The 18,928-nt window shown below is 41.1% G+C and carries 18 protein-coding genes; 16 read left to right on the top strand and 2 right to left on the bottom strand.

Translation table 11 applies throughout. The features are described from left to right. Positions 1-104 precede the first annotated feature (104 nt). Entirely contained in the window at positions 105-2,366 is a 2,262-nt protein-coding gene (gene gshAB, locus RV00_RS05935) for a bifunctional glutamate--cysteine ligase GshA/glutathione synthetase GshB (protein ID WP_071861696.1), read from the top strand. Between the two features lie 72 nt (positions 2,367-2,438). On the opposite strand, the gene RV00_RS05930 is transcribed toward gshAB, so the two are convergent. After that, positions 2,439-2,984, bottom strand: a complete 546-nt coding sequence (locus RV00_RS05930) for an LOG family protein (RefSeq protein ID WP_071861695.1) — start codon at positions 2,982-2,984, stop codon at positions 2,439-2,441. Between the two features lie 41 nt (positions 2,985-3,025). Then, positions 3,026-3,430, bottom strand: a complete 405-nt coding sequence (locus RV00_RS05925) for a hypothetical protein (RefSeq protein WP_084133243.1) — start codon at positions 3,428-3,430, stop codon at positions 3,026-3,028. Between the two features lie 102 nt (positions 3,431-3,532). Here RV00_RS05925 and RV00_RS05920 point away from each other — a divergent pair, with 102 nt between their 5' ends. From RV00_RS05920 to RV00_RS05850, 15 genes are all read left to right on the top strand, one after another. Then, the gene (locus RV00_RS05920) at positions 3,533-4,432 is read left to right on the top strand and encodes a metallophosphoesterase (protein WP_071861693.1); all 900 of its coding nucleotides are present in this window, start codon (positions 3,533-3,535) and stop codon (positions 4,430-4,432) included. A 14-nt stretch (positions 4,433-4,446) separates the two neighbouring features. Continuing rightward, positions 4,447-5,793 carry a hypothetical protein gene (locus RV00_RS05915; RefSeq protein WP_071861692.1) on the top strand — a complete coding sequence of 449 codons (1,347 nt, stop codon included), beginning with the start codon at positions 4,447-4,449 and terminating at the stop codon, positions 5,791-5,793. Continuing rightward, on the top strand, positions 5,777-6,235 hold the full coding sequence (locus RV00_RS05910; RefSeq protein WP_071861691.1) for a YaiI/YqxD family protein: 459 nt from the start codon (positions 5,777-5,779) through the stop codon (positions 6,233-6,235). The genes RV00_RS05915 and RV00_RS05910 overlap by 17 nt, the downstream gene beginning before the upstream one ends. A 91-nt stretch (positions 6,236-6,326) precedes the next feature. Then, positions 6,327-7,391 (top strand): D-alanine--D-alanine ligase, encoded by a 1,065-nt coding sequence (locus RV00_RS05905; RefSeq protein WP_071861690.1) that lies wholly within the window; start codon positions 6,327-6,329, stop codon positions 7,389-7,391. Positions 7,392-7,582: 191 nt separating this feature from the next. Beyond that, on the top strand, positions 7,583-8,938 hold the full coding sequence (locus tag RV00_RS05900; RefSeq protein WP_071861689.1) for a UDP-N-acetylmuramoyl-tripeptide--D-alanyl-D-alanine ligase: 1,356 nt from the start codon (positions 7,583-7,585) through the stop codon (positions 8,936-8,938). 331 nt (positions 8,939-9,269) lie between these two features. Then, positions 9,270-10,829, top strand: a complete 1,560-nt coding sequence (gene cshA, locus RV00_RS05895) for a degradosome RNA helicase CshA (RefSeq protein WP_071861688.1) — start codon at positions 9,270-9,272, stop codon at positions 10,827-10,829. 198 nt (positions 10,830-11,027) lie between these two features. After that, complete coding sequence (locus tag RV00_RS05890; protein WP_071861687.1) at positions 11,028-13,097, top strand: BglG family transcription antiterminator; 2,070 nt, start codon at positions 11,028-11,030, stop codon at positions 13,095-13,097. Positions 13,098-13,131: 34 nt separating this feature from the next. Continuing rightward, positions 13,132-13,440 carry a PTS sugar transporter subunit IIB gene (locus tag RV00_RS05885; RefSeq protein WP_071861686.1) on the top strand — a complete coding sequence of 103 codons (309 nt, stop codon included), beginning with the start codon at positions 13,132-13,134 and terminating at the stop codon, positions 13,438-13,440. A 24-nt stretch (positions 13,441-13,464) separates the two neighbouring features. After that, complete coding sequence (locus RV00_RS05880) at positions 13,465-14,748, top strand: PTS sugar transporter subunit IIC (protein ID WP_071861685.1); 1,284 nt, start codon at positions 13,465-13,467, stop codon at positions 14,746-14,748. Between the two features lie 83 nt (positions 14,749-14,831). Continuing rightward, the gene (locus tag RV00_RS05875; RefSeq protein ID WP_071861684.1) at positions 14,832-15,239 is read left to right on the top strand and encodes a hypothetical protein; all 408 of its coding nucleotides are present in this window, start codon (positions 14,832-14,834) and stop codon (positions 15,237-15,239) included. Positions 15,240-15,260: 21 nt separating this feature from the next. After that, positions 15,261-16,121 carry a class II fructose-bisphosphate aldolase gene (locus tag RV00_RS05870; RefSeq protein ID WP_071861683.1) on the top strand — a complete coding sequence of 287 codons (861 nt, stop codon included), beginning with the start codon at positions 15,261-15,263 and terminating at the stop codon, positions 16,119-16,121. Between the two features lie 3 nt (positions 16,122-16,124). After that, positions 16,125-16,742: a zeta toxin family protein gene (locus RV00_RS05865; protein WP_071861682.1), complete on the top strand. Its 618-nt coding sequence runs from the start codon at positions 16,125-16,127 to the stop codon at positions 16,740-16,742. A gap of 134 nt (positions 16,743-16,876) precedes the next feature. Then, complete coding sequence (gene acpS / locus RV00_RS05860; protein ID WP_071861681.1) at positions 16,877-17,227, top strand: holo-ACP synthase; 351 nt, start codon at positions 16,877-16,879, stop codon at positions 17,225-17,227. Between the two features lie 19 nt (positions 17,228-17,246). Further along, entirely contained in the window at positions 17,247-18,374 is a 1,128-nt protein-coding gene (gene alr, locus RV00_RS05855) for an alanine racemase (RefSeq protein ID WP_071861680.1), read from the top strand. Positions 18,375-18,420: 46 nt separating this feature from the next. Continuing rightward, on the top strand, positions 18,421-18,792 hold the full coding sequence (locus RV00_RS05850) for a type II toxin-antitoxin system PemK/MazF family toxin (protein ID WP_071861679.1): 372 nt from the start codon (positions 18,421-18,423) through the stop codon (positions 18,790-18,792). The last annotated feature ends 136 nt before the right edge of the window (positions 18,793-18,928 follow it).

Genomic DNA, 18,928 nt, shown 5'->3' with positions numbered 1-18,928 from the left:
ATTTAATCATATTTTCATAAATAAAGCGAATTTTTTTTCTAAGCATTTCCGTTCTGTTTCCGTATTTTTTTCTATATAATGTAGCGTGGGAGGGCTTTAGACAAATGAATATAAAAAAAATGATGGCACAAGAGAAGGTACAACCTTTCTTGCTGCAAGCACGTTATGGGATTGAAAAAGAAAGTCAGCGAGTTACTTTGGCTGGCGATTTAGTACATACCGACCACCCGCAAAATGTTGGGGATCGCAGTTTTCATCCTTATATCCAAACAGATTTTGCGGAGACTCAGTTAGAATTGATCACTCCAGTGACGGAATCGGTTGATGAAGTGTTGGCTTATTTAGAAGCTGTTCATGATGTGGCCCAGCGCAGTATGAATGAGGATGAAATGATGTGGCCATTCTCGATGCCACCAGCTTTACCCGAAAAAGAAGAAGATATTCAAATCGCTAAGCTCGAACGTCATGCGGATGTATTGTATCGTCGTTACTTAGCTCGTGAATACGGCAAGCGGAAGCAAATGGTCAGCGGGATTCATTTCAATTTTGAGTATGGCTTGGATTTAGTCCATCAATTATTTTTGGCTCAAGCAGAAGAAACATCGTTAGAAACATTCAAAACTCGTTTATATATGAAGATCGCACGGAATTTTTTACGTTATCGTTGGCTGCTGACGTATTTATTTGGGGCTAGCCCATTGAGTGAGGAGCGTTACTTTGATGAGGAAGATCGTCCTAAAGAACCGGTCCGCAGTATTCGGACAAGTCACTACGGCTATGTCAATAAGCCGGATGTGCAGGTTTCTTATGAATCCTTGACGCGCTATAGTGAGGATCTAGCAGAAAATGTCGCCCAAGGACGTTTGTCGGAGGAAAAAGAATTTTACGCGCCGATTCGAATGCGTGGCGGGAAAAAAGTCGCCGATCTATTCCATACCGGTATTCGTTATGTCGAACTGCGAAACATCGACTTGAATCCTTTTGATCGTGTGGGGATCGATGCCGACGAGATCGAATTCATTCATTTATTCATGCTGTACTTACTTTGGACAGAAGAAAAATTATCCGCCGATGAGTGGGTAGCAGAAGGCAATCGAATTAGCGATGCTGTTTCCTTAGAACATCCAGCAGAACCGACTGCTTATCTGGCAGAAGGCCAAGAGATTTTTGCTGAAATGCTAGAAATGATCGATGAGTTGGATCTAGCCGGAAAAGAGTTAGTGAAATCGTATCAGGCTTGGTTAGAACATCCGGAAGAAACGTTGGCTGCTAAGATTTTAGCGTTGGATGAAGCAGAGGGACAAGCAGTAGTGGCGACGAAATTGGGTCGTAAATTTTATGATCAAGCTCACGCTCATCCGTATCAACTAGCCGGTTTCCAAGAAATGGAACTGTCTACTCAAAACTTATTGTTCGACGCGATTCAAAAAGGGATCGAGACGGAGGTATTGGATCGTCAAGATCAATTCGTCAAGTTGCAACATGGTGCCCACCAAGAATTAGTCAAAAACGGCAACATGACCAGTAAAGATACCTACATCGCGCCATTGTTAATGGCGAATAAAACAGTTACAAAGACGGTCCTTGCCCGAGCTGGCTTCCGCGTACCTGAAGGGGAGACCTTTGGCTCAATCGAGACGGCCAAAAAGGCCTATCCACGCTTTGCTCAGAAGGCTTTCGTGATCAAACCAAAATCAACTAATTTCGGCTTAGGGATCACGATTTTTAAAGGCACGACCTCAATCAATGATTTTAATGCGGGTTTGACACTGGCTTTTGGTGAGGACAGCGAAGTGATCATTGAAGAATTTATGCCGGGAACGGAATATCGCTTCTTTGTGATTGATCAAAAGGTCCAAGCCGTTTTATTGCGGATTCCCGCTAATGTCATTGGGGATGGCCAACGGACGATCGAATCCTTAGTTGCTGAAAAAAATGCCGATCCGTTGCGAGGAAATAATCATCGCTCGCCATTGGAAAAAATCCAATTAGGTGAGATCGAGAAATTGATGCTGAAAGGCCAAGGCTTGCAAATCGATAGTGTCCCTGAAAAAGGCCAGCAAGTTTTCTTGCGAGAAAATTCCAATGTATCGACAGGAGGCGACTCGATCGACGTGACTGACGAGACCCACGAAAGCTATAAGCAATTAGCGATCGACGCGGTAGCCTCTCTAGGAGCCGCAATCAGTGGGATCGATTTGATTATTCCAGACATCCATAAGCCTTATGAAACAAAAGCAGATTATGGCATTATTGAAGCCAACTTCAATCCGATGATGCATATGCATATTTACCCTTATGCCGGCAAGAGTCGACGGCTAACCTTGGATGTACTGCGCTTTTTATATCCGGAGATGACCATCTAAGCATGAAAAAGGACCTATGACGAATTGCGTCACAGGTCCTTTTTTTATAAAACGATTTGTCACCAGCGTATGTCACTTAGCGTAATACTGTTGAATAAATAGTTCCATCTCTGTTAAGGAAGGGCTGAATAAAACTAATTGCCGGTCGGCTTCAGAAAGAAATTTTTGAGTGACCATCTGATCAAAAAAAGCTCGCAATAGCTGATAATAATCGTGGGCATCATAGAAGATACAGGGGCGATTATTTTGGCCAACACGGGCCCAGGAATAAGCTTCAATGATTTCTTCTAATGTGCCTATCCCACCTGGCAAAGCGATACACACATCAGCGTTTTCCATGATTGCTTTTTTTCGTTCATCTAAATCATTTACCGAGATCAACCTAGTCAAGTCGGTGTGGACCCGTTCTGGTTGGGCTAAAAACTCCGGCATGACACCGGTAACTTTTCCACCGGAGGCTAATACTTGATCCGCCACGACACCCATCAATCCAAGTTTTCCACCGCCATAAATTAATTCATGGTCTTGTTCAACGATCCATCGACCTAGTTTCTCGGCGGCTTCTTGATAGGCGGGATCGAGTCCTAAGTGTGCACCGCAATAAACCGCGATTCGCATAGACTTGCCTCCTGATTCGTTTATTCGTATGAAGCCACGGTTTAAAAATCTCTTACTTGTTCGATCGTCTGTTTGGTTTCTTCGACTACGAGACCCGTTTTGTCTTCCCACCAAGCTTTCATTTCTGCTTCGTACGTTTCCGGGAAGGCATTTACTTTTTCTAAAAGCGGTTCGTCTTGCCAGCGGGCGTAAGGAAAATTCATCGCTAAATTGAATTTTAATTCAGTTAATAAACTATAATATTGGAACATCATATAATACATTTCTTCGTCGTCATTGCTGGCCAAAACTAAAGGTGCTCGATCCAGCATGAAGCCTAAACTGCGCATCATAAAAAGAAAGGCCGGCAGCTGTTCCGTTTCGATATCCTCGACTTCCTTTAAAATATCAATGTGTAAATCAAGCGCTTGCAATAAATCGGTTTGAAGATTTTGATAAGTGACCATGTGCATGACCTCCCACTCTTTTTCTTTCATTATATCACGTGTAGCTTTTGATTCGCATTATTACAACGAGTTGCGTAAAATAGACGAGAAGGAGACGGTTAGATGGGGAAATTAGCAGTAATCACGGATTTACATGCCGATATCAATCACTTAGGAACTGGGGAATTTGCGCAGCTGTTCGATTTATTGCGGGAGCAAGCGGTGACCCGTCTGCATTTTGCGGGAGATAGCGCCAATAAAATCCAACAGACGCTAGCGGTCAATCACTATTTTAGAGATCAAGGTCTACCAACCACCTTTAATCTTGGTAACCATGAAATGGGGAATATCAAGGGGGAAGCCATGATCGAGCATTTTCCGGATAGCCATTTTTTGAATCTCCGGTATCTGCCTTTAAACGAGCAGATCGTTTTACTAGGCTTTAATGGCTGGTATGATTACGGTTTTTCCGAATTGAAGGACCCGCAAAAAATTCGTTCCATGAAAAATATCTATTGGTTTGATCGGATTATTGAACGGTTTGCTGATGATCAAACGGTGGATCAGTTTGTGTTAGGAGAATTAAAAATGATCTTAGACGACTTGGCGCGGAAAAAATATCAAGTCATCTTAGTGACCCATTTTGTTCCTAAAGCGGAGTTTATCGTCCAACTAAGTGGAAAATATCAAATATGGAATAAGCTGAATGCCTTTCTCGGTTCACAGGCATTAGGCGAATTATTAGATCAATATAGTAATGTAAAACAGGTCGTCTTTGGTCATACCCATCGCCGTTTTGGTGATCTAGAAATCAATGGCACACGCTATAGCTGCCGACCGTTAGGCTATTATTATGAATGGCAGATCACCCGGAATTTTGTGTTAGATAATCAATTAGCGGAAGTCTTCATACCCATGAAGATGCGCAGCTTATTAAATAAACATCAGGCGGAATTCGCGCAATACAAAGCAGAACATTTGATAGAGGAATTTCAACAAGCCATCACGTTGATCCCTTATTAGCGGAAGGAATTTTTATGGAAGCAATTAAGCAGTTTTTTCGTCAATTTACTCGCACCACCCCTTTTGTTTTAGCCAACATTATGATTGTGGTGCCTTATTTATTATTTATCCATTTGCTGGATTTTGGCAGCAGTATCTCGGCCTTGCCCTTTGTTTTATTTTATACTTTTCGCATGACCGGAATTTTTTTGATTCGCGGACTCCATCGCGCGATTGATCAATACACGTTGCTGATGGTGGCGCTATTGTTAGGCGGCGTTGGCTCTTTCTTGACTTTAGCCGGGGCAGTCCACACAAATTTCTATTTGTTAGGTAGTACCTTTTTAGGGCTCAGTGCCTCTTGGCTAACACCAGCCAATACAAGTGTCACTTATTTAGAAAGAGAAAAAGGCTATCAAACGATGACGACATCGCTGTATTTGATTGCGCTGATTGTTTTATTGCCGCTTTTTTTAGCGTTGACTTTAGCAGTACCAGTGCAAACGATTCTTGTACCGATCATTTTAGGCTTTTATTATATTTGTGCGTATCACACGGTCAAGCATTATCCTCACTATGAATTGGATTTTAAAGAGCTGACGAAGAATGTTTTTTCAGTACCGGAGTTGATGTGGTTTTTATTATTTTTTGCGGCGCTCTTTTTATTACGCAGCGGCCGTGCATTCGTGGATGAAACATTATTAAGTACCGGGATTTTCTTGTTCGCCGGGATTTTTATTTTGGCATTGCTGGTGATCCATCGCCAGAAGGATCATTGGAAGGTTCCGCTGTGGCAAAATGCACTGACTTTTTTAAACGGTATGTTTGGTAATTTCATCTTTTTATTTGGGACTTTTTATGTGGCCGTCTTTAAAGGGATTTCCGCTCAAGCTACTCTATTATTTTTACCCTATTTATTAGGTGTCATTGCCTCACTTCTATTTGCGGGAAGGTTACGAAAACAATTTAGCAATCCATTAGTTGTTCAATTAGTTGGCTTGGCAGCTGGGCTCGTGCTATTAAGCTTGCCACAGCTATTTCCCATCGCGATTTTTGTTCTAACTTTTTTCCAAAATGGGACTAGTAGCTGGTTAAGCCGGTTGTATTATCAAACGACTGAGATCGAGAAAAAGCAACGGATTACCGCAAAGTTTTCGACGTCAAATAAAGGCAGTATCACCCATCAATTTTTATTGATGATTTTTATGCTGATCGCCTTACAGCTGCAGGAACTGCCGGCAAAGGATTTATTATTGCTGAATACATTACATAATTCAGCCGTTTTTGCTATGATGAATGAAGTAAAATTCACCTCGATCGTCCTATTATTGCTGGGACTTTTAGTGGTGGGAAGGATGGGGAAAAATGCGTTTGGTGATTGATGGCGATGGTTCGCCAGTAAAAGATACGACGATCGAGATCGCGCAGAAATATTCCTTGCCAGTAGTGATTGTTACCAGTATCGATCACTACTCAAAAAAAGAATATCCGGCGTTTGTCGAATTTGTGTATGTCGATCGCGGTGCAGATTCCGCCGACTTTAAAATTGTTTCATTGATTCAGCCGCAAGATTTTTTGATCACGCAGGATTATGGCTTGGCTTCATTAGTTTTACCCAAGGCACAGCATGTGCTGCATCAAACGGGTATGGAATATACGCAGATGAATATCGATAGCTTGTTGACCCAACGATTTATCGGTAGTAAAATGCGGCAAGCAAAGCAGCGAACGAAAGGCCCAAAACCCTATACGAATGAGGATCGTCAGCATTTTATTACCACGCTCGAAGGCTTGATCCAGCAGTCACAACTGTCATCAAAATGATAAGCTTCGTAATACTTGTAAAATTTCTTTTTGGGGATTATGATTTTTGTGCTAAAATATGAGGGATCAGAAAGTAATGGAGGATACTCAGTTGAAAATTATTTTACTTTATGGTGGAAAAAGTCCGGAACACGATGTAGCGATTTTATCGGCTTTTTCAGTTATTTCTGCGGTTTATTTTGATTATTATCAAGTGCAACTTGTTTACATTGATAAAACCGGTCAATGGGTCAAAGGCCCCTTGTTAACGGAAGCACCAGAAACAGATGAAGTGTTGCGCCTGACTTGGGATACGACTGGAAACGTTGTTGAAGGGTTTAGCGGCAAAGTCATTGCTGCAGGAGATATTAAAGAAGATAATGCGATCGTTTTTCCGGTTTTACATGGACCAAACGGCGAAGATGGAACGATTCAAGGCTTTTTAGAAACTTTAGACATGCCTTATATCGGTGCTGGTGTAATGACGAGTGCTTGTGCGATGGACAAGATCATGACGAAATATATCTTGCAAGCCGCTGGCATCCCGCAAGTTCCTTTTGTGCCTGTCCTGAAGAACCAATGGAAAGAAAATCCAAAACAAATTTTTGATAAATGTGAAGGCACGTTGTTGTATCCAATGTTCATTAAACCAGCAAACATGGGATCAAGTGTCGGCATCACGCGCGCTGAAAACCGTGAAGAATTGCAAAATGCCTTACAAGAAGCCTATCGGTATGATTCCCGTGCTTTAGTTGAACAGGGCATCGACGCTCGTGAAATCGAGGTCGCTGTACTGGGGAATGACGATGTACGGACAACCTTGCCAGGTGAAGTCGTGAAAGAAGTCGCGTTTTATGATTACAACGCGAAATATATCGACAACACGATCCAAATGGCAATTCCAGCTGACGTACCAGAAGACGTGATGCAAAAAGCCCGAGATTACGCAAAATTAGCCTATACTATGTTAGGTGGCACTGGCCTTAGCCGTTGTGATTTCTTCTTGACCAACAAGAATGAATTGTTCTTGAATGAATTAAACACGATGCCAGGCTTTACAGAATTTAGTATGTATCCTTTATTATGGGAAAATATGGGCTTGAAATACGGTGACTTGATTGAAGAGTTGATTCAATTAGGGTTGAAACGCTACGAACAGCAAGCTGCTTTTGAATAATAAATAATTAAGCACCAATGATGTTAGATCAGAACTTGGGACCTGATTCTCTAAGAATTAGTCTCAAGTTCCTTTTAACTATGTCCGGCTTTCCAACAGAGCTTTTGAGAGTAAGCAAAAATAATTGCAAAATAAAGCAGGTTGGCAAAGTCTTTCTTAATAGTCTGAAACAAAAATTGGGGAGGAACACCATGAATTTTACAACGACAATCATCAAGAAAGCCGTTCAAGGTGAAGTATTGACGGAAAATGAGGTGACCGTTACTGGTGTCGAATTCGATTCACGAAAAATTTCCGCTGGCGATTTATTTGTTCCGTTGAAAGGAACCAACGATGGTCACGAGTTTGTGTCAAAAGCGATTGAAAATGGCGCAACTGCTACTTTATGGAGCAATGATCCAGCGACAGCACCGGAAGACATCGCAGTGATTTTAGTGAAAGATACACTGCAGGCATTCCAAGCTTTAGCCAGCTATTATTTACTGGAAGAAAATCCAGATGTGATTGCTATCACCGGTTCAAACGGGAAAACCACCACCAAAGACATGACCGAATCCGTTCTTAGCCAAAAGTTTCGGACGTATAAAACGCAAGGCAATTATAATAACGATATTGGCTTGCCCTATACTATTTTACATATGCCGGAAGGGACAGAAAAACTGATCCTTGAGATGGGCATGGACCACGCAGGTGAAATCAGTGTTTTATCTGAGTTGGCAGAACCAGATGTAGCGGCGATCACGATTATTGGAGAAGCCCACATTGAAAATCTAGGTTCAAGAGAAAAAATTGCGGATGCGAAAATGGAAATCACCACCGGCTTAGCTCCGGATGGACTTTTGGTTATTCCGGCGGATGAACATTTGCTGACGGAACGTGTACATTCTCTTTCGCAGACCATTGAAACATTTGGCATTCAGTCCGGCGAATTATCAGCGTCAATTTTAAACGAGACGAAAGGCGCGACCGTCTTTTCTGTCGATGACAACGGCTATCAAATTCCGCTGCCCGGTAGCTACAACGTGCAAAACGCCTTGATTGCGATGGCAATCGGTCGTTGGTTTGGACTAGGAACGGATGAAATTTTCCAAGGGCTGGCGTATGTCCAAGTGACACAAAATCGGACGCAATGGTTGAAAGCCGGAAACGGTGCGGATATCTTAAGTGATGTGTATAACGCGAATCCTACAGCGATGGGTCTTGTGTTAGATACCTTTGCAAAATTACCGACGGAAGGTCGCCGCTTGGCGGTTTTAGCGGATATGCTTGAATTAGGCGAAGAGTCGTATGCGCTCCACGCGAGTATGGTAGATCATATCAACGACCAAGACTTTCAAGAAATCTATTTATACGGGGAAGAGATCAAAGGTCTGAAAGTCGCTTTGGCCGATCGCTATCCAACATTAGCAGTTCATCACTTTAACAAAGAAGCGAAACAGCAAATGATCGCTACTATCAAGGCGAGTTTAAAAGCAGAGGACAGTATTGTTTTGAAGGGTAGTAATGGGATGGGTTTGATCGAAGTCGTGGAAGCTTTACAAGAATAGTGAAAACTTGCAGAAAACGCAAGAATATGTTAGAATGAGCCATTGCCGAGAAATGAAGTAATGATTGAATGAGTCATCCAATAAATTAAAGATTCGCCAGTAGCAGATAAAACTGGCTTACCAGTTATTTTGAGAAGGGTTGGAGCATTTTTCAGATGAAGGATGTTTCAGCCACTTTTTGTGAGAGATGATCCTTCCGCGTGACTTCGCGGAGCGGTTTTTCGGTAGTATCGTCAGGAACGTCAGCTTGTCTTTACAGCTGCAGACTACGAATGGATACCAAAACATACGCTCTAAATGATAAGGTCAACAGACATTAGGAGGATATCATTTGAAATTCAAAGAACTAAAATTAGCACCAGAACTATTAGTAGCGATCGAGCGCTCAGGTTTTGAAGAAGCGACACCGATCCAAGAGCAAACTATTCCTTTGGCATTAGCCGGAAAAGACGTGATTGGACAAGCACAAACGGGAACAGGGAAAACAGCCGCTTTTGGTTTGCCGATGTTAGATAAGATCGACACAACTAAAAATGTTTTACAAGGTCTTGTCATCTCACCAACTCGTGAACTTGCTATCCAAACGCAAGAAGAATTATTCCGTTTAGGCCGCGACAAAAAAATTCGTGTCCAAGCCGTTTATGGTGGCGCAGATATCGGCCGTCAAATTCGCGGATTGAAAGATCGTCCACATATCGTCGTAGGTACACCAGGACGGATGTTGGATCATATCAACCGCCACACCTTGAAATTAGAAACCGTTGAAACATTAGTCTTAGATGAAGCAGACGAAATGTTGAACATGGGCTTCTTAGAAGATATCGAAAAAATCATCAGCAAAGTCCCTGCTGAACGTCAAACATTATTGTTCTCAGCAACAATGCCCGACGCAATCAAAAAAATCGGCGTGAAATTCATGAAAGAACCTGAACACGTGAAAATCAAAGCGAAAGAAATGACAGCTGATTTGATCGATCAATATTATGTTCGGGCAAAAGATTACGAAAAATTCGACGTAATGACGCGCTTGTTTGATGTTCAAACACCAGACTTGGCGATCGTTTTCGGCCGTACAAAACGCCGTGTTGATGAATTAGCTCGTGGCTTAGAAGCGCGTGGCTATAAAGCTGAAGGTATCCATGGGGATCTTTCACAACAAAAACGGATGAGCGTATTGCGTTCATTCAAAAAAGGCGATCTTGATATTTTAGTAGCGACTGACGTGGCTGCACGTGGACTAGATATCTCAGGCGTGACACACGTTTACAACTACGATATTCCACAAGATCCAGAAAGCTATGTTCACCGTATCGGTCGTACTGGTCGTGCTGGTAAAGGCGGTATGTCAGTAACTTTCGTGACACCAAACGAAATGGGCTACTTGCATGTCATTGAAAACTTAACGAAAAAACGCATGAACCCAATGCGTCCACCAACCGAAAAAGAAGCCTTCAAAGGTCAACTAGGTGCGGCGATGGAAGAAATCCAACGTCAAATCGGCGAAAATTCTGATACGTTGGAAAAATACAATGAATCCGCTCAAGAATTATTAGCAGCTTATTCTCCAGAAGCATTAGCAGCATTATTATTGAAGACGATCGCCAAAGATCCTTCAGATGCGGTTCCGGTAAAAATCACACCAGAACGCCCATTGCCTTCAAATAAAAAAGGCGGCTTCAATCGCGGCGGTGGCGGTAAACGCAATAATAATAACCGTGGCGGCGGACGTGGTAAAGACAACTACCGTAAAGATCGTGACCGTAACAGCTCTAGCCAAAAAAATAAAAACTACGGCGGCAACAAGTCACGTAGCAATAGTAACAACAAAAACACGAACCGCAGCAACGATAAAAAACGCGGCTTTGTGATTCGGACAAGTTCGAACGATTAATAATTGAAAATAGTAAACAAGAAATTGTTTGATTGTAGATAAATCAGGTTTCCATCTCGATATAATTGAGATAGAAACCTGATTTTTTTGCCCTTGAATGACCGCGCTTACATTTTTGCAAAAAAAGATTGCAAGAATCTCCACTTATATACAAAATCAAAGGGCTATATACTCATTTTAGACGAGAGGAAGAGATCAATGAAAGATCGAACATTAAAAATATTGAGGATTCTTATAACGTCCGACTATCCTGTCACATTAGAAAAATTTGAAGAGGAGTTTCATACTAGCTCGCGTACGATCAGAAACGAGCTACGTGAAATCAATCATTTTTTGCTTGAAAAAGATTTTCCTGAAATTAAAAATCTGAGGAAAAAGGGATATCAGCTGTTACTAACTCCAGAACAGAAAAAAGCATTAATGAACCAAAATGAGTTAGTGGATGAGGAATATTTTTTGGATCGTGAAAATCGTATTTTTGATTTAATACTTTCGTTCTCGCTTGGAAAAAAAGCGACCTTTCTTTATCAGAAAGAAGAGGCTTACCAAATATCCAAAAGTACTTTAGATGAAGATATGCGGCGAGTAAGAAATATCTTATCGGATTATGGGCTCGAAGTTTTAAGTGTTCCAAAGCAAGGAATTGTTCTCCAAGGAGCTGAACGCTCAATTCGCACGATGATCTACGATGTTATCAATAATTCGGTAGGCATGGTCAATCCGGAAGGAGAAAATGAACCTTCCCTGAATTTGGCTATTCTAAATTTCTATCTTCCTTTAAAGCTGTTGAAGAAATTAGATCAGTTGTATGTCCAATCTATGACTTCAATGGAGGGGATCTACCGCAATCAGCTATTGATTTTTACCGCAGTATGGTTGAGCCGCTATTTGAGAGAGGACATCATCGCAAGTTCTGCTTGGGAAGCTGCGGACACCCCGCAAAGTGACATTCGTGATTTCGTCACTGCAATTTGTGAACATTTCCAAATCACACCTCCGGAGGTCGAGATCAAATATATTGTTTTCATGCTGAACACCTTCAACTCTCGGGACATGAATAATTCGATCGAGTGGGTACAAGCACAGCTGCTTTCAATTCAGTTGATGCAATTTATCGAAACAGAAACTAAGATTCCTTTTTCTAGGAAAGAAGAGTCGCTGCAAGAAGGTTTGTATAAACATATAGTAGGACTGCTTAATCGGGTAAAAAGTAATATTCAGATCGTCAACCCGTTAAAGGAAACGGTCAAAAAGAATTATGGTGATATTTATGTAGCGATTAAGCGTTTCGCACCAACGATTGAAGCGTTGATAGGCAACGAGTTAAGTGAAGATGAAATTGCTTTTTTAACCATTCATTTTTCCACTTCTGTCAGTGCGATAAATCAGGACCTACATTACGTTTATAAGGCTGTAGTGATCTGTAATCATGGGATCGCAACTGGGAAGTTGCTTTCAGAGAATCTCAAAGAACTATTTAATATCGAAGTTTTAGCGGTACTTAGTTCAAAAGAGCTACAAGTAATCGAAAAGCTGGATGTTGATTTAGTTTTTAGTACGGTAGCAATTGATTACCAAGAAAAGCCCGTTATCGAACTAGAACCGATCATCAAAGAAGAAAGCAAACGACGGATCGAGAGCTTTCTAACAAAAAATCAAGATTTGAAGCGTTTGATCAATAATTCGAGTGACTCTACGCAAATGTTTTATTCGTTAATCGAAATCATAGAGAAGAGCGAGGGAAAAGTTAACGGGACTATTTACAAAGAGTTGGAAGCGCTTTTTGATAAAAATCATTTAACGATGAATAAGAAGGAGATTCAGCCAATGCTAGAAGACGTATTGACAAGCAACAATATTTTATTAAATGAGGAGGTGGAAACTTGGGAAGAATCGATCGTACGAGTCTCTGAGCCCTTGCTGAAAAATCAAGTCATCGAGCCCAGTTATGTATCGGCAATGATCGATTCGGTCAAAGAGTTTGGTCCGTATATTGTGATCGGCAAGCACCTTGCTTTGGCGCATGCTAGACCAGAGGATGGCGTCAATAAATTGGGAATCAGTGTAGCAACGACAAAAAAACCAATAGCATTTGGAAATGAAGAGAACGACCCTGTAAAAATTATTTTTTGTTTAGCAGCAGTGGATTCGTATTCCCACTTAAATATTATGAAAAGCTTGATTGAATTGATTAATGACGCAGATAAAATCGAACGGTTAAGTCAAGAAACGGATGTTGAACGGTTTCAGGAAATTTTGTTTAGTTAGTTAAATAATTACTTATAGAATGGAGAGAATTGTAATGGGGAAAAAAGTGAATATCTTATTTGTATGTGGAGCAGGGTTGGGTAGTAGTTTTGCCGCACAGATGGCCGCCGAAGATGTATTGAATGCACGGGGAGTGGATGCCAAGTTGGATCATGTGGATATTTCTACTGCGGCATCTGTGCAACCAGATATTATTATTACGGCACAAAATTTCAAGTCGCAATTTGAAAAATTTTCAATTGATGAGACAAAGACGGCAATTGTCTATTTAAAAAATATTGTTTCGAAACCTGAAATCGAAGAAAAGTTACTTCCAATATTGGAAGCAAAGGGCGCTTTATAAAATTTAAAAATAGGAGCTGAAAAAATGGGCGTAGTAAATTTTATTATTGAGAATATTTTGACGCAGGCATCCATCACGATCGCACTAATTGCTATGTTAGGGCTTTGCTTACAGAAAAAATCCGCTGGTCAGGTGATCTCAGGAACCTTGAAGACGTTGTTAGGCTTCCAAGTTCTGAGTGCTGGTTCAAGTATTATTGTTGGTAGTTTGACCTATTTTGGAGAAATTTTTACTGCTGGATTTAACATGCAGGGAATCATTCCTTCAATTGAAGCAATCAACGGTCAAGCAATGAATGAGTTGGGATTAGGCCGTGATATTGCGCTGACGTTTTTAGGTATTTTTATCGTAAATATTATTATTGCACGATTCACTAAATGGAAATATATTTTCTTAACAGGCCAAGCGATCTTGTGGATGGCTACGATGACAACGGTCTTTGGTTATTTCTCTGGTTTACGAGGACTAGTATTGATTGTAGTTGGGAGTATCATCGGTGCGATTTTTGCAGTCGCAATGCCAGCGATTGCACAACCGATTATTCGCAAGATCACTGGATCAAATGATATCGCTTTAGGACATTTCTGTACAATTGGTTATATGTTTGAAGCGGGTGTCGCTTATATCTTCGGTGAACGTGGTGAAAATAAAAAATCAATTGAAGACATCAACATGCCGAAATCGTTTGAATTTTTACAAGATACGTACCTATCTGTAATGGTAGTAATGGTTCCTTTATACATCGTCACGGCAGCTTTTGCCGGCCCGGGAGTCGGTGATCATGGCGCACAACACTACTTGATGTTTGCCTTCTTACAAGCCATTCAATTTGTTGTCGGTGTCTATGTCTTACTAGCTGGAGTTCGTTTATTGCTGGGAGAAATTGTTCCAGCCTTCCGCGGAATCGCAATGAAACTTGTACCAAACGCTATTCCCGCATTAGATTGCCCGGTATTTTTCCCTTACTCACCAAACGCGGTTATTTTAGGATTTATCACGACGACGATAGGAACGATCATCGCGATGTTCCTACTACCGACTTTCGGCTTAGCAATGATTTTGCCAGGTATGCTGACCAATTTCTTTGCCGGCGGAACTGCGGGGATCTTCGGTAATGCGGTGGGAGGACGTCGAGGAGCGATTATTGGCGGGATTGCTCATGGATTCTTCATTACACTATTGCCGGCCTTACTTGTAACGATCTTTAATCAGATGGGCTTCGTCAATGCCACAGCTACGGATGTGGATACTGTTGCAGCAGCGTTACTATACGCTTGGATTCTTAGTCCTATCTTGAAAATGTTTTAATCGGCGCTTGATTTTCAACTAAAAGTAATATGAAAAGAAAAGCGATTAGAAAATTAGCTTGGAAATGAAAGGAGTGAAGACAGATGTTTGGTTTTTTGAAAAAGAAAAAAACTGAAACCAAAGCTGAACCTATAGCAGAATTAACAGCTGAAGAAAAAGAAGAACTACAAGAACAAGCGGAAAGATTTAGCATAACAATCAAAGAATTAGAAGCCATTGATCCGAAACAAGTAGCAGAATTAGCAAAGACTTATGAACAGCTAGGCCTTGTAAAAGCTCAGTTGGGACAAATGGATGAAGCAATCGGCTCGTTAGAACAGAGTCTTGATTATAAATTAACCATCGGTGATGGCTATAAAAAATTGATGAGTCTTTACAATGCGAAACGAGCAGAAGCGGCAAGAAATGGCGATGACGCTGGAATCGATAAATATATGGGTAAAATGGATGACATGCGTCAAATTGCTAAAAAAGTAACAATAACTGGATAAGCAGGAGGAAGGAACGAGCACATGTATAAAACACTGAAAGAGGTAACACAAACAGCGGAAGAAATGAATATGACGGTAGGTGCTTTTAATGCACATAATTTAGAAATGTTACCAGAAATGATTCGAGCGGCGAAGGAAATGGGTGCACCGATCATTATTCAAACAAGTATCGATACCGCTAAGTATATCGGTTATAAAACAATGGTCGCTGTAGCAAAGGAAATTGCTGAAGATGAGATGGTTGATGTCGCATTGCATCTCGATCATGCGCGTGACTTTAACGAAATAAAAGCAGCAATTGACGCTGGTTATTCAAGCGTTATGTATGATGGCTCCCACTTGCCTTTCAAAGAAAATATCGCAAAAACAAAAGCTGTCGTTGAGTATGCTCATGCAAAGGGTGTTTCAGTTGAAGGCGAACTGGGAACAATCGGCGGTACTGAAGAAGGTATCTCTGTGGCTGAAAATGATAAAGTCTATACGAAACCAGAAGATGCAGTTGAATTTGTTAAGCAAACTAACGTAGATGCTTTAGCAATCGCCATCGGAACAAATCATGGCCAATTCAAATCGAAAACGGAAGTAAATATTCCTTTATTAAAGGAAATCCATGCAGTCGTAGACATTCCTTTAGTCATTCATGGCGGTACAGGCGTAAAAGAAGAGGACTATCCAGAATTAATCAATAACGGGATTCGCAAATTCAATGTTGGAACAGAACTACTAGTCAATTGGACGCGAGTGGCAAAAGAAACATTCGGCGAGACAGAAGTAAACAAATCATTACGTCATAATGTTATCCCTGCGAATATGGCGGTTAAGGAAATTGTAAAACATAAAGTTGGTTTATTTATGAATGTTGATAGTCCGCTATCTGTTTAACAGATGAAAAAATATTTGATTTTGATTGCAGGGAGCCCGGCAACGGGAAAGACATATTTAATAAACCTATTAAAGGAAACATTAAAGGATATCTTTGTTCTAACACCAGATGAAGGCAAGGAAATCTTAGCTGACTCAGTTGGGTTTGATAATTTGAATGAAAAAGCGGAATTGGAGAAGCGTGTTTGGCAATTTTACTACGGCATCTTAGGACAATACATGGAAGTTGGCAAGCGAATCATCGTCTCTGAGTATCCCTTTAGCTATAAGCAGAAAGATAAGTTATCTGAACTAGCAGAAAAGCATGACTATCAAATAATTACGATTCGACTAGTCGCAGATTTTGAAATTTTATGGCAACGGCGAAAAGCTCGCGATGTCGAAGCAGATCGGCATTTAAGTCATATCATGAGTCATTATCATTTTGGCGATGAGTTGGTTGAGCGAGGCGAAGCTGACAACTTGATCACAAAAAATGAATTCAAAGCGATAATTAAAGCACGTCAATATCATGAGTTCGCTTTAGGAGATGTGTATGAATTTGATGTATCAGATTTTTCAACGGTGGACTACGAGCCTTTTTTAAAGCAATTGAAAAATCGAATCAGTCATAACCAATAATCATTACCATCAATCTTTTTGATTGATGGTTTTTTATTTGTTATAAAAGTTTTTGTAGAGATTCTTTGAAAAAAACCGTAGCATTTAAAACAGTCTTTGGTAAAATAAAGGTGTTACGTGAAAGGGTTGAGAGTATGATCAAAGGAATCGGGATTGATGCGACAGAGTTAGATCGAGTGGCAAAAATCATTGAACGACGTCCGCATTTTGTGGAACGGATACTAACTCCTGCTGAGCTGACCCTTTTTGCTAGTCATTCTTCGCATCGTCAGGTAGAATTTTTAGCAGGGCGTTATGCGTGCAAGGAAGCTTTTTCCAAAGCTTGGGGAACTGGGATTGGAAAAGTGAGTTTTCAAGAGTTAGAGATTTTACGAGATGATAACGGTGCACCCGCCTTTACAAAATCACCTCATCAAGGGAAGGTTTTTGTCAGCTTGACCCACACTGAGGAACTAGCGATCGCGCAAGTATTGCTAGAAGAATAGAAAGAGGGAAATTCAGTTTATGGTTGTAACGTATCATCGGCCTACCAGAGCTATTATACATAGAAGTGCAATGAGAGAAAATATTGAGAATGAGATCGCACGCCTGCCAAAAGGGAGTGAACTTTTTGCCGTTGTCAAAGCGGACGGTTATGGGCATGGGGCGATCGCTACGGCACAAACCGCCTTGGCTGCCGGAGCGACAGGTTTTTGTGTCGCAACATTGGATGAAGCAATCGAGCTGCGAGAAGCAGGAATCACCGAACCAATCTTAGTTTTAAGTGTAGTTTTTCCTAGTTATTTATCATTGGTCGTGGATTATGATCTATCTATTACAGTGGCAACGTATGAATGGCTGGAAGAAGCGCAAGAAGTATTAAAGGATTTATCAGAAACGACTGCACCAATCAAAATTCATATCAAAGCGGATACTGGTATGGGCCGGTTGGGTTTTCTGACGCCGCAGGAAGTTAAAGCAGCCGCTGCTTTTATTGAAGCTTCCCCTAATATGATTTGGGAAGGACTCTTTACGCATTTCGCTACGGCGGATGAAAAGGATGAAAGCTATTGGCATAAACAGGCGGCACGATTTAAAGCTGTTACTGACGTATTGGATCATTTACCGCGTTATGTTCATTCGAGTAATAGTGCAACGGCGCTATGGCATGATCAAGAGATGCCTGGCAATATGATTCGTTATGGCGTCGCAATGTATGGGTTGAATCCATCCGGACATGAATTAGTTGAGCCTTACGCTTTGAATCCAGCGATGGAACTCGTTTCAGAGCTGATTCAAGTCAAACAATTAACGGCTGGCGAAGGCGTTGGCTATGGCAAAACTTATGACACTCCGGAAGCTGAATGGATCGGGACCGTTCCTATCGGTTATGCGGACGGCTGGTTGCGAAAGATGCAAGGTTTTTCATTGTTAGTTGAAGGCGAGTTTTGTGAGATCATTGGTCGCGTTTGTATGGATCAGTTAATGATTCGTTTGCCGCGAGCGTATCCAGTAGGGACGAAGGTGACCTTGATCGGTAAGAATCATGGACAAGAAATTCCGATGCAAGCAGTAGCGGATCATTTAGGAACCATTCACTATGAAGTTTGCTGCATGCTGTCAGAACGGGTACCAAGGATTTATCAAGATTAGAATAAATAAGGGTAAAGCAATTATTTTAGGTTTTGGGAGGTAAAATATGGTTAAACGTGGTGATATCTATTTCGCAGATTTATCGCCAGTTATTGGTTCTGAACAAGGAGGCATTCGTCCAGTACTCGTGATCCAAAATAATCTAGGCAATCATTTCAGTCCAACGATTATTATTGCGGCGATCACAGCCAAAATGGCGAAGCCTAAATTACCTACACATATCGGAATCAAATCGAATGGCACTGGAATTGAACGAGATTCAGTGATTTTATTGGAACAAATACGAACGATTGATAAATCAAGATTGAAAGAGAAAGTCTGCCATTTGGATCATTGCTCAATGGCGGAAGTCGATAGGGCACTACGGATCAGCGTTGGGATTGAAACAATGTCAGCCGTTACTCCGAATTTTACATAAGATCAATCGTAAGCAACTTATGCTATGAATGTTTTACCGGGATCGTTCAGGTAAGATGTTCATGGTATCTTTTATTTGTTCAAAAATTTGTAAGATAATAAGCAACACAGTAAAACAGGCTGACAAAAATATTGAT

The organism is Enterococcus devriesei (genome assembly GCF_001885905.1).
In the GTDB taxonomy this organism is placed as follows: domain Bacteria; phylum Bacillota; class Bacilli; order Lactobacillales; family Enterococcaceae; genus Enterococcus_A; species Enterococcus_A devriesei.
Note: the sequence above shows the minus strand (reverse complement) of the source record. Positions and strands in the feature narration are given on the sequence as shown.

What these genes read in the sequence shown, in the direction of transcription:
- gshAB (WP_071861696.1), top strand. Translation starts at nt 105, where the DNA reads ATGAATATAAAAAAAATGATGGCACAAGAGAAGGTACAACCTTTCTTG.
- RV00_RS05930 (WP_071861695.1), bottom strand. Translation starts at nt 2,984, where the DNA reads ATGCGAATCGCGGTTTATTGCGGTGCACACTTAGGACTCGATCCCGCC.
- RV00_RS05925 (WP_084133243.1), bottom strand. Translation starts at nt 3,430, where the DNA reads ATGGTCACTTATCAAAATCTTCAAACCGATTTATTGCAAGCGCTTGAT.
- RV00_RS05920 (WP_071861693.1), top strand. Translation starts at nt 3,533, where the DNA reads ATGGGGAAATTAGCAGTAATCACGGATTTACATGCCGATATCAATCAC.
- RV00_RS05915 (WP_071861692.1), top strand. Translation starts at nt 4,447, where the DNA reads ATGGAAGCAATTAAGCAGTTTTTTCGTCAATTTACTCGCACCACCCCT.
- RV00_RS05910 (WP_071861691.1), top strand. Translation starts at nt 5,777, where the DNA reads ATGCGTTTGGTGATTGATGGCGATGGTTCGCCAGTAAAAGATACGACG.
- RV00_RS05900 (WP_071861689.1), top strand. Translation starts at nt 7,583, where the DNA reads ATGAATTTTACAACGACAATCATCAAGAAAGCCGTTCAAGGTGAAGTA.
- RV00_RS05890 (WP_071861687.1), top strand. Translation starts at nt 11,028, where the DNA reads ATGAAAGATCGAACATTAAAAATATTGAGGATTCTTATAACGTCCGAC.
- RV00_RS05885 (WP_071861686.1), top strand. Translation starts at nt 13,132, where the DNA reads ATGGGGAAAAAAGTGAATATCTTATTTGTATGTGGAGCAGGGTTGGGT.
- RV00_RS05880 (WP_071861685.1), top strand. Translation starts at nt 13,465, where the DNA reads ATGGGCGTAGTAAATTTTATTATTGAGAATATTTTGACGCAGGCATCC.
- RV00_RS05875 (WP_071861684.1), top strand. Translation starts at nt 14,832, where the DNA reads ATGTTTGGTTTTTTGAAAAAGAAAAAAACTGAAACCAAAGCTGAACCT.
- RV00_RS05870 (WP_071861683.1), top strand. Translation starts at nt 15,261, where the DNA reads ATGTATAAAACACTGAAAGAGGTAACACAAACAGCGGAAGAAATGAAT.
- RV00_RS05865 (WP_071861682.1), top strand. Translation starts at nt 16,125, where the DNA reads ATGAAAAAATATTTGATTTTGATTGCAGGGAGCCCGGCAACGGGAAAG.
- acpS (WP_071861681.1), top strand. Translation starts at nt 16,877, where the DNA reads ATGATCAAAGGAATCGGGATTGATGCGACAGAGTTAGATCGAGTGGCA.
- alr (WP_071861680.1), top strand. Translation starts at nt 17,247, where the DNA reads ATGGTTGTAACGTATCATCGGCCTACCAGAGCTATTATACATAGAAGT.
- RV00_RS05850 (WP_071861679.1), top strand. Translation starts at nt 18,421, where the DNA reads ATGGTTAAACGTGGTGATATCTATTTCGCAGATTTATCGCCAGTTATT.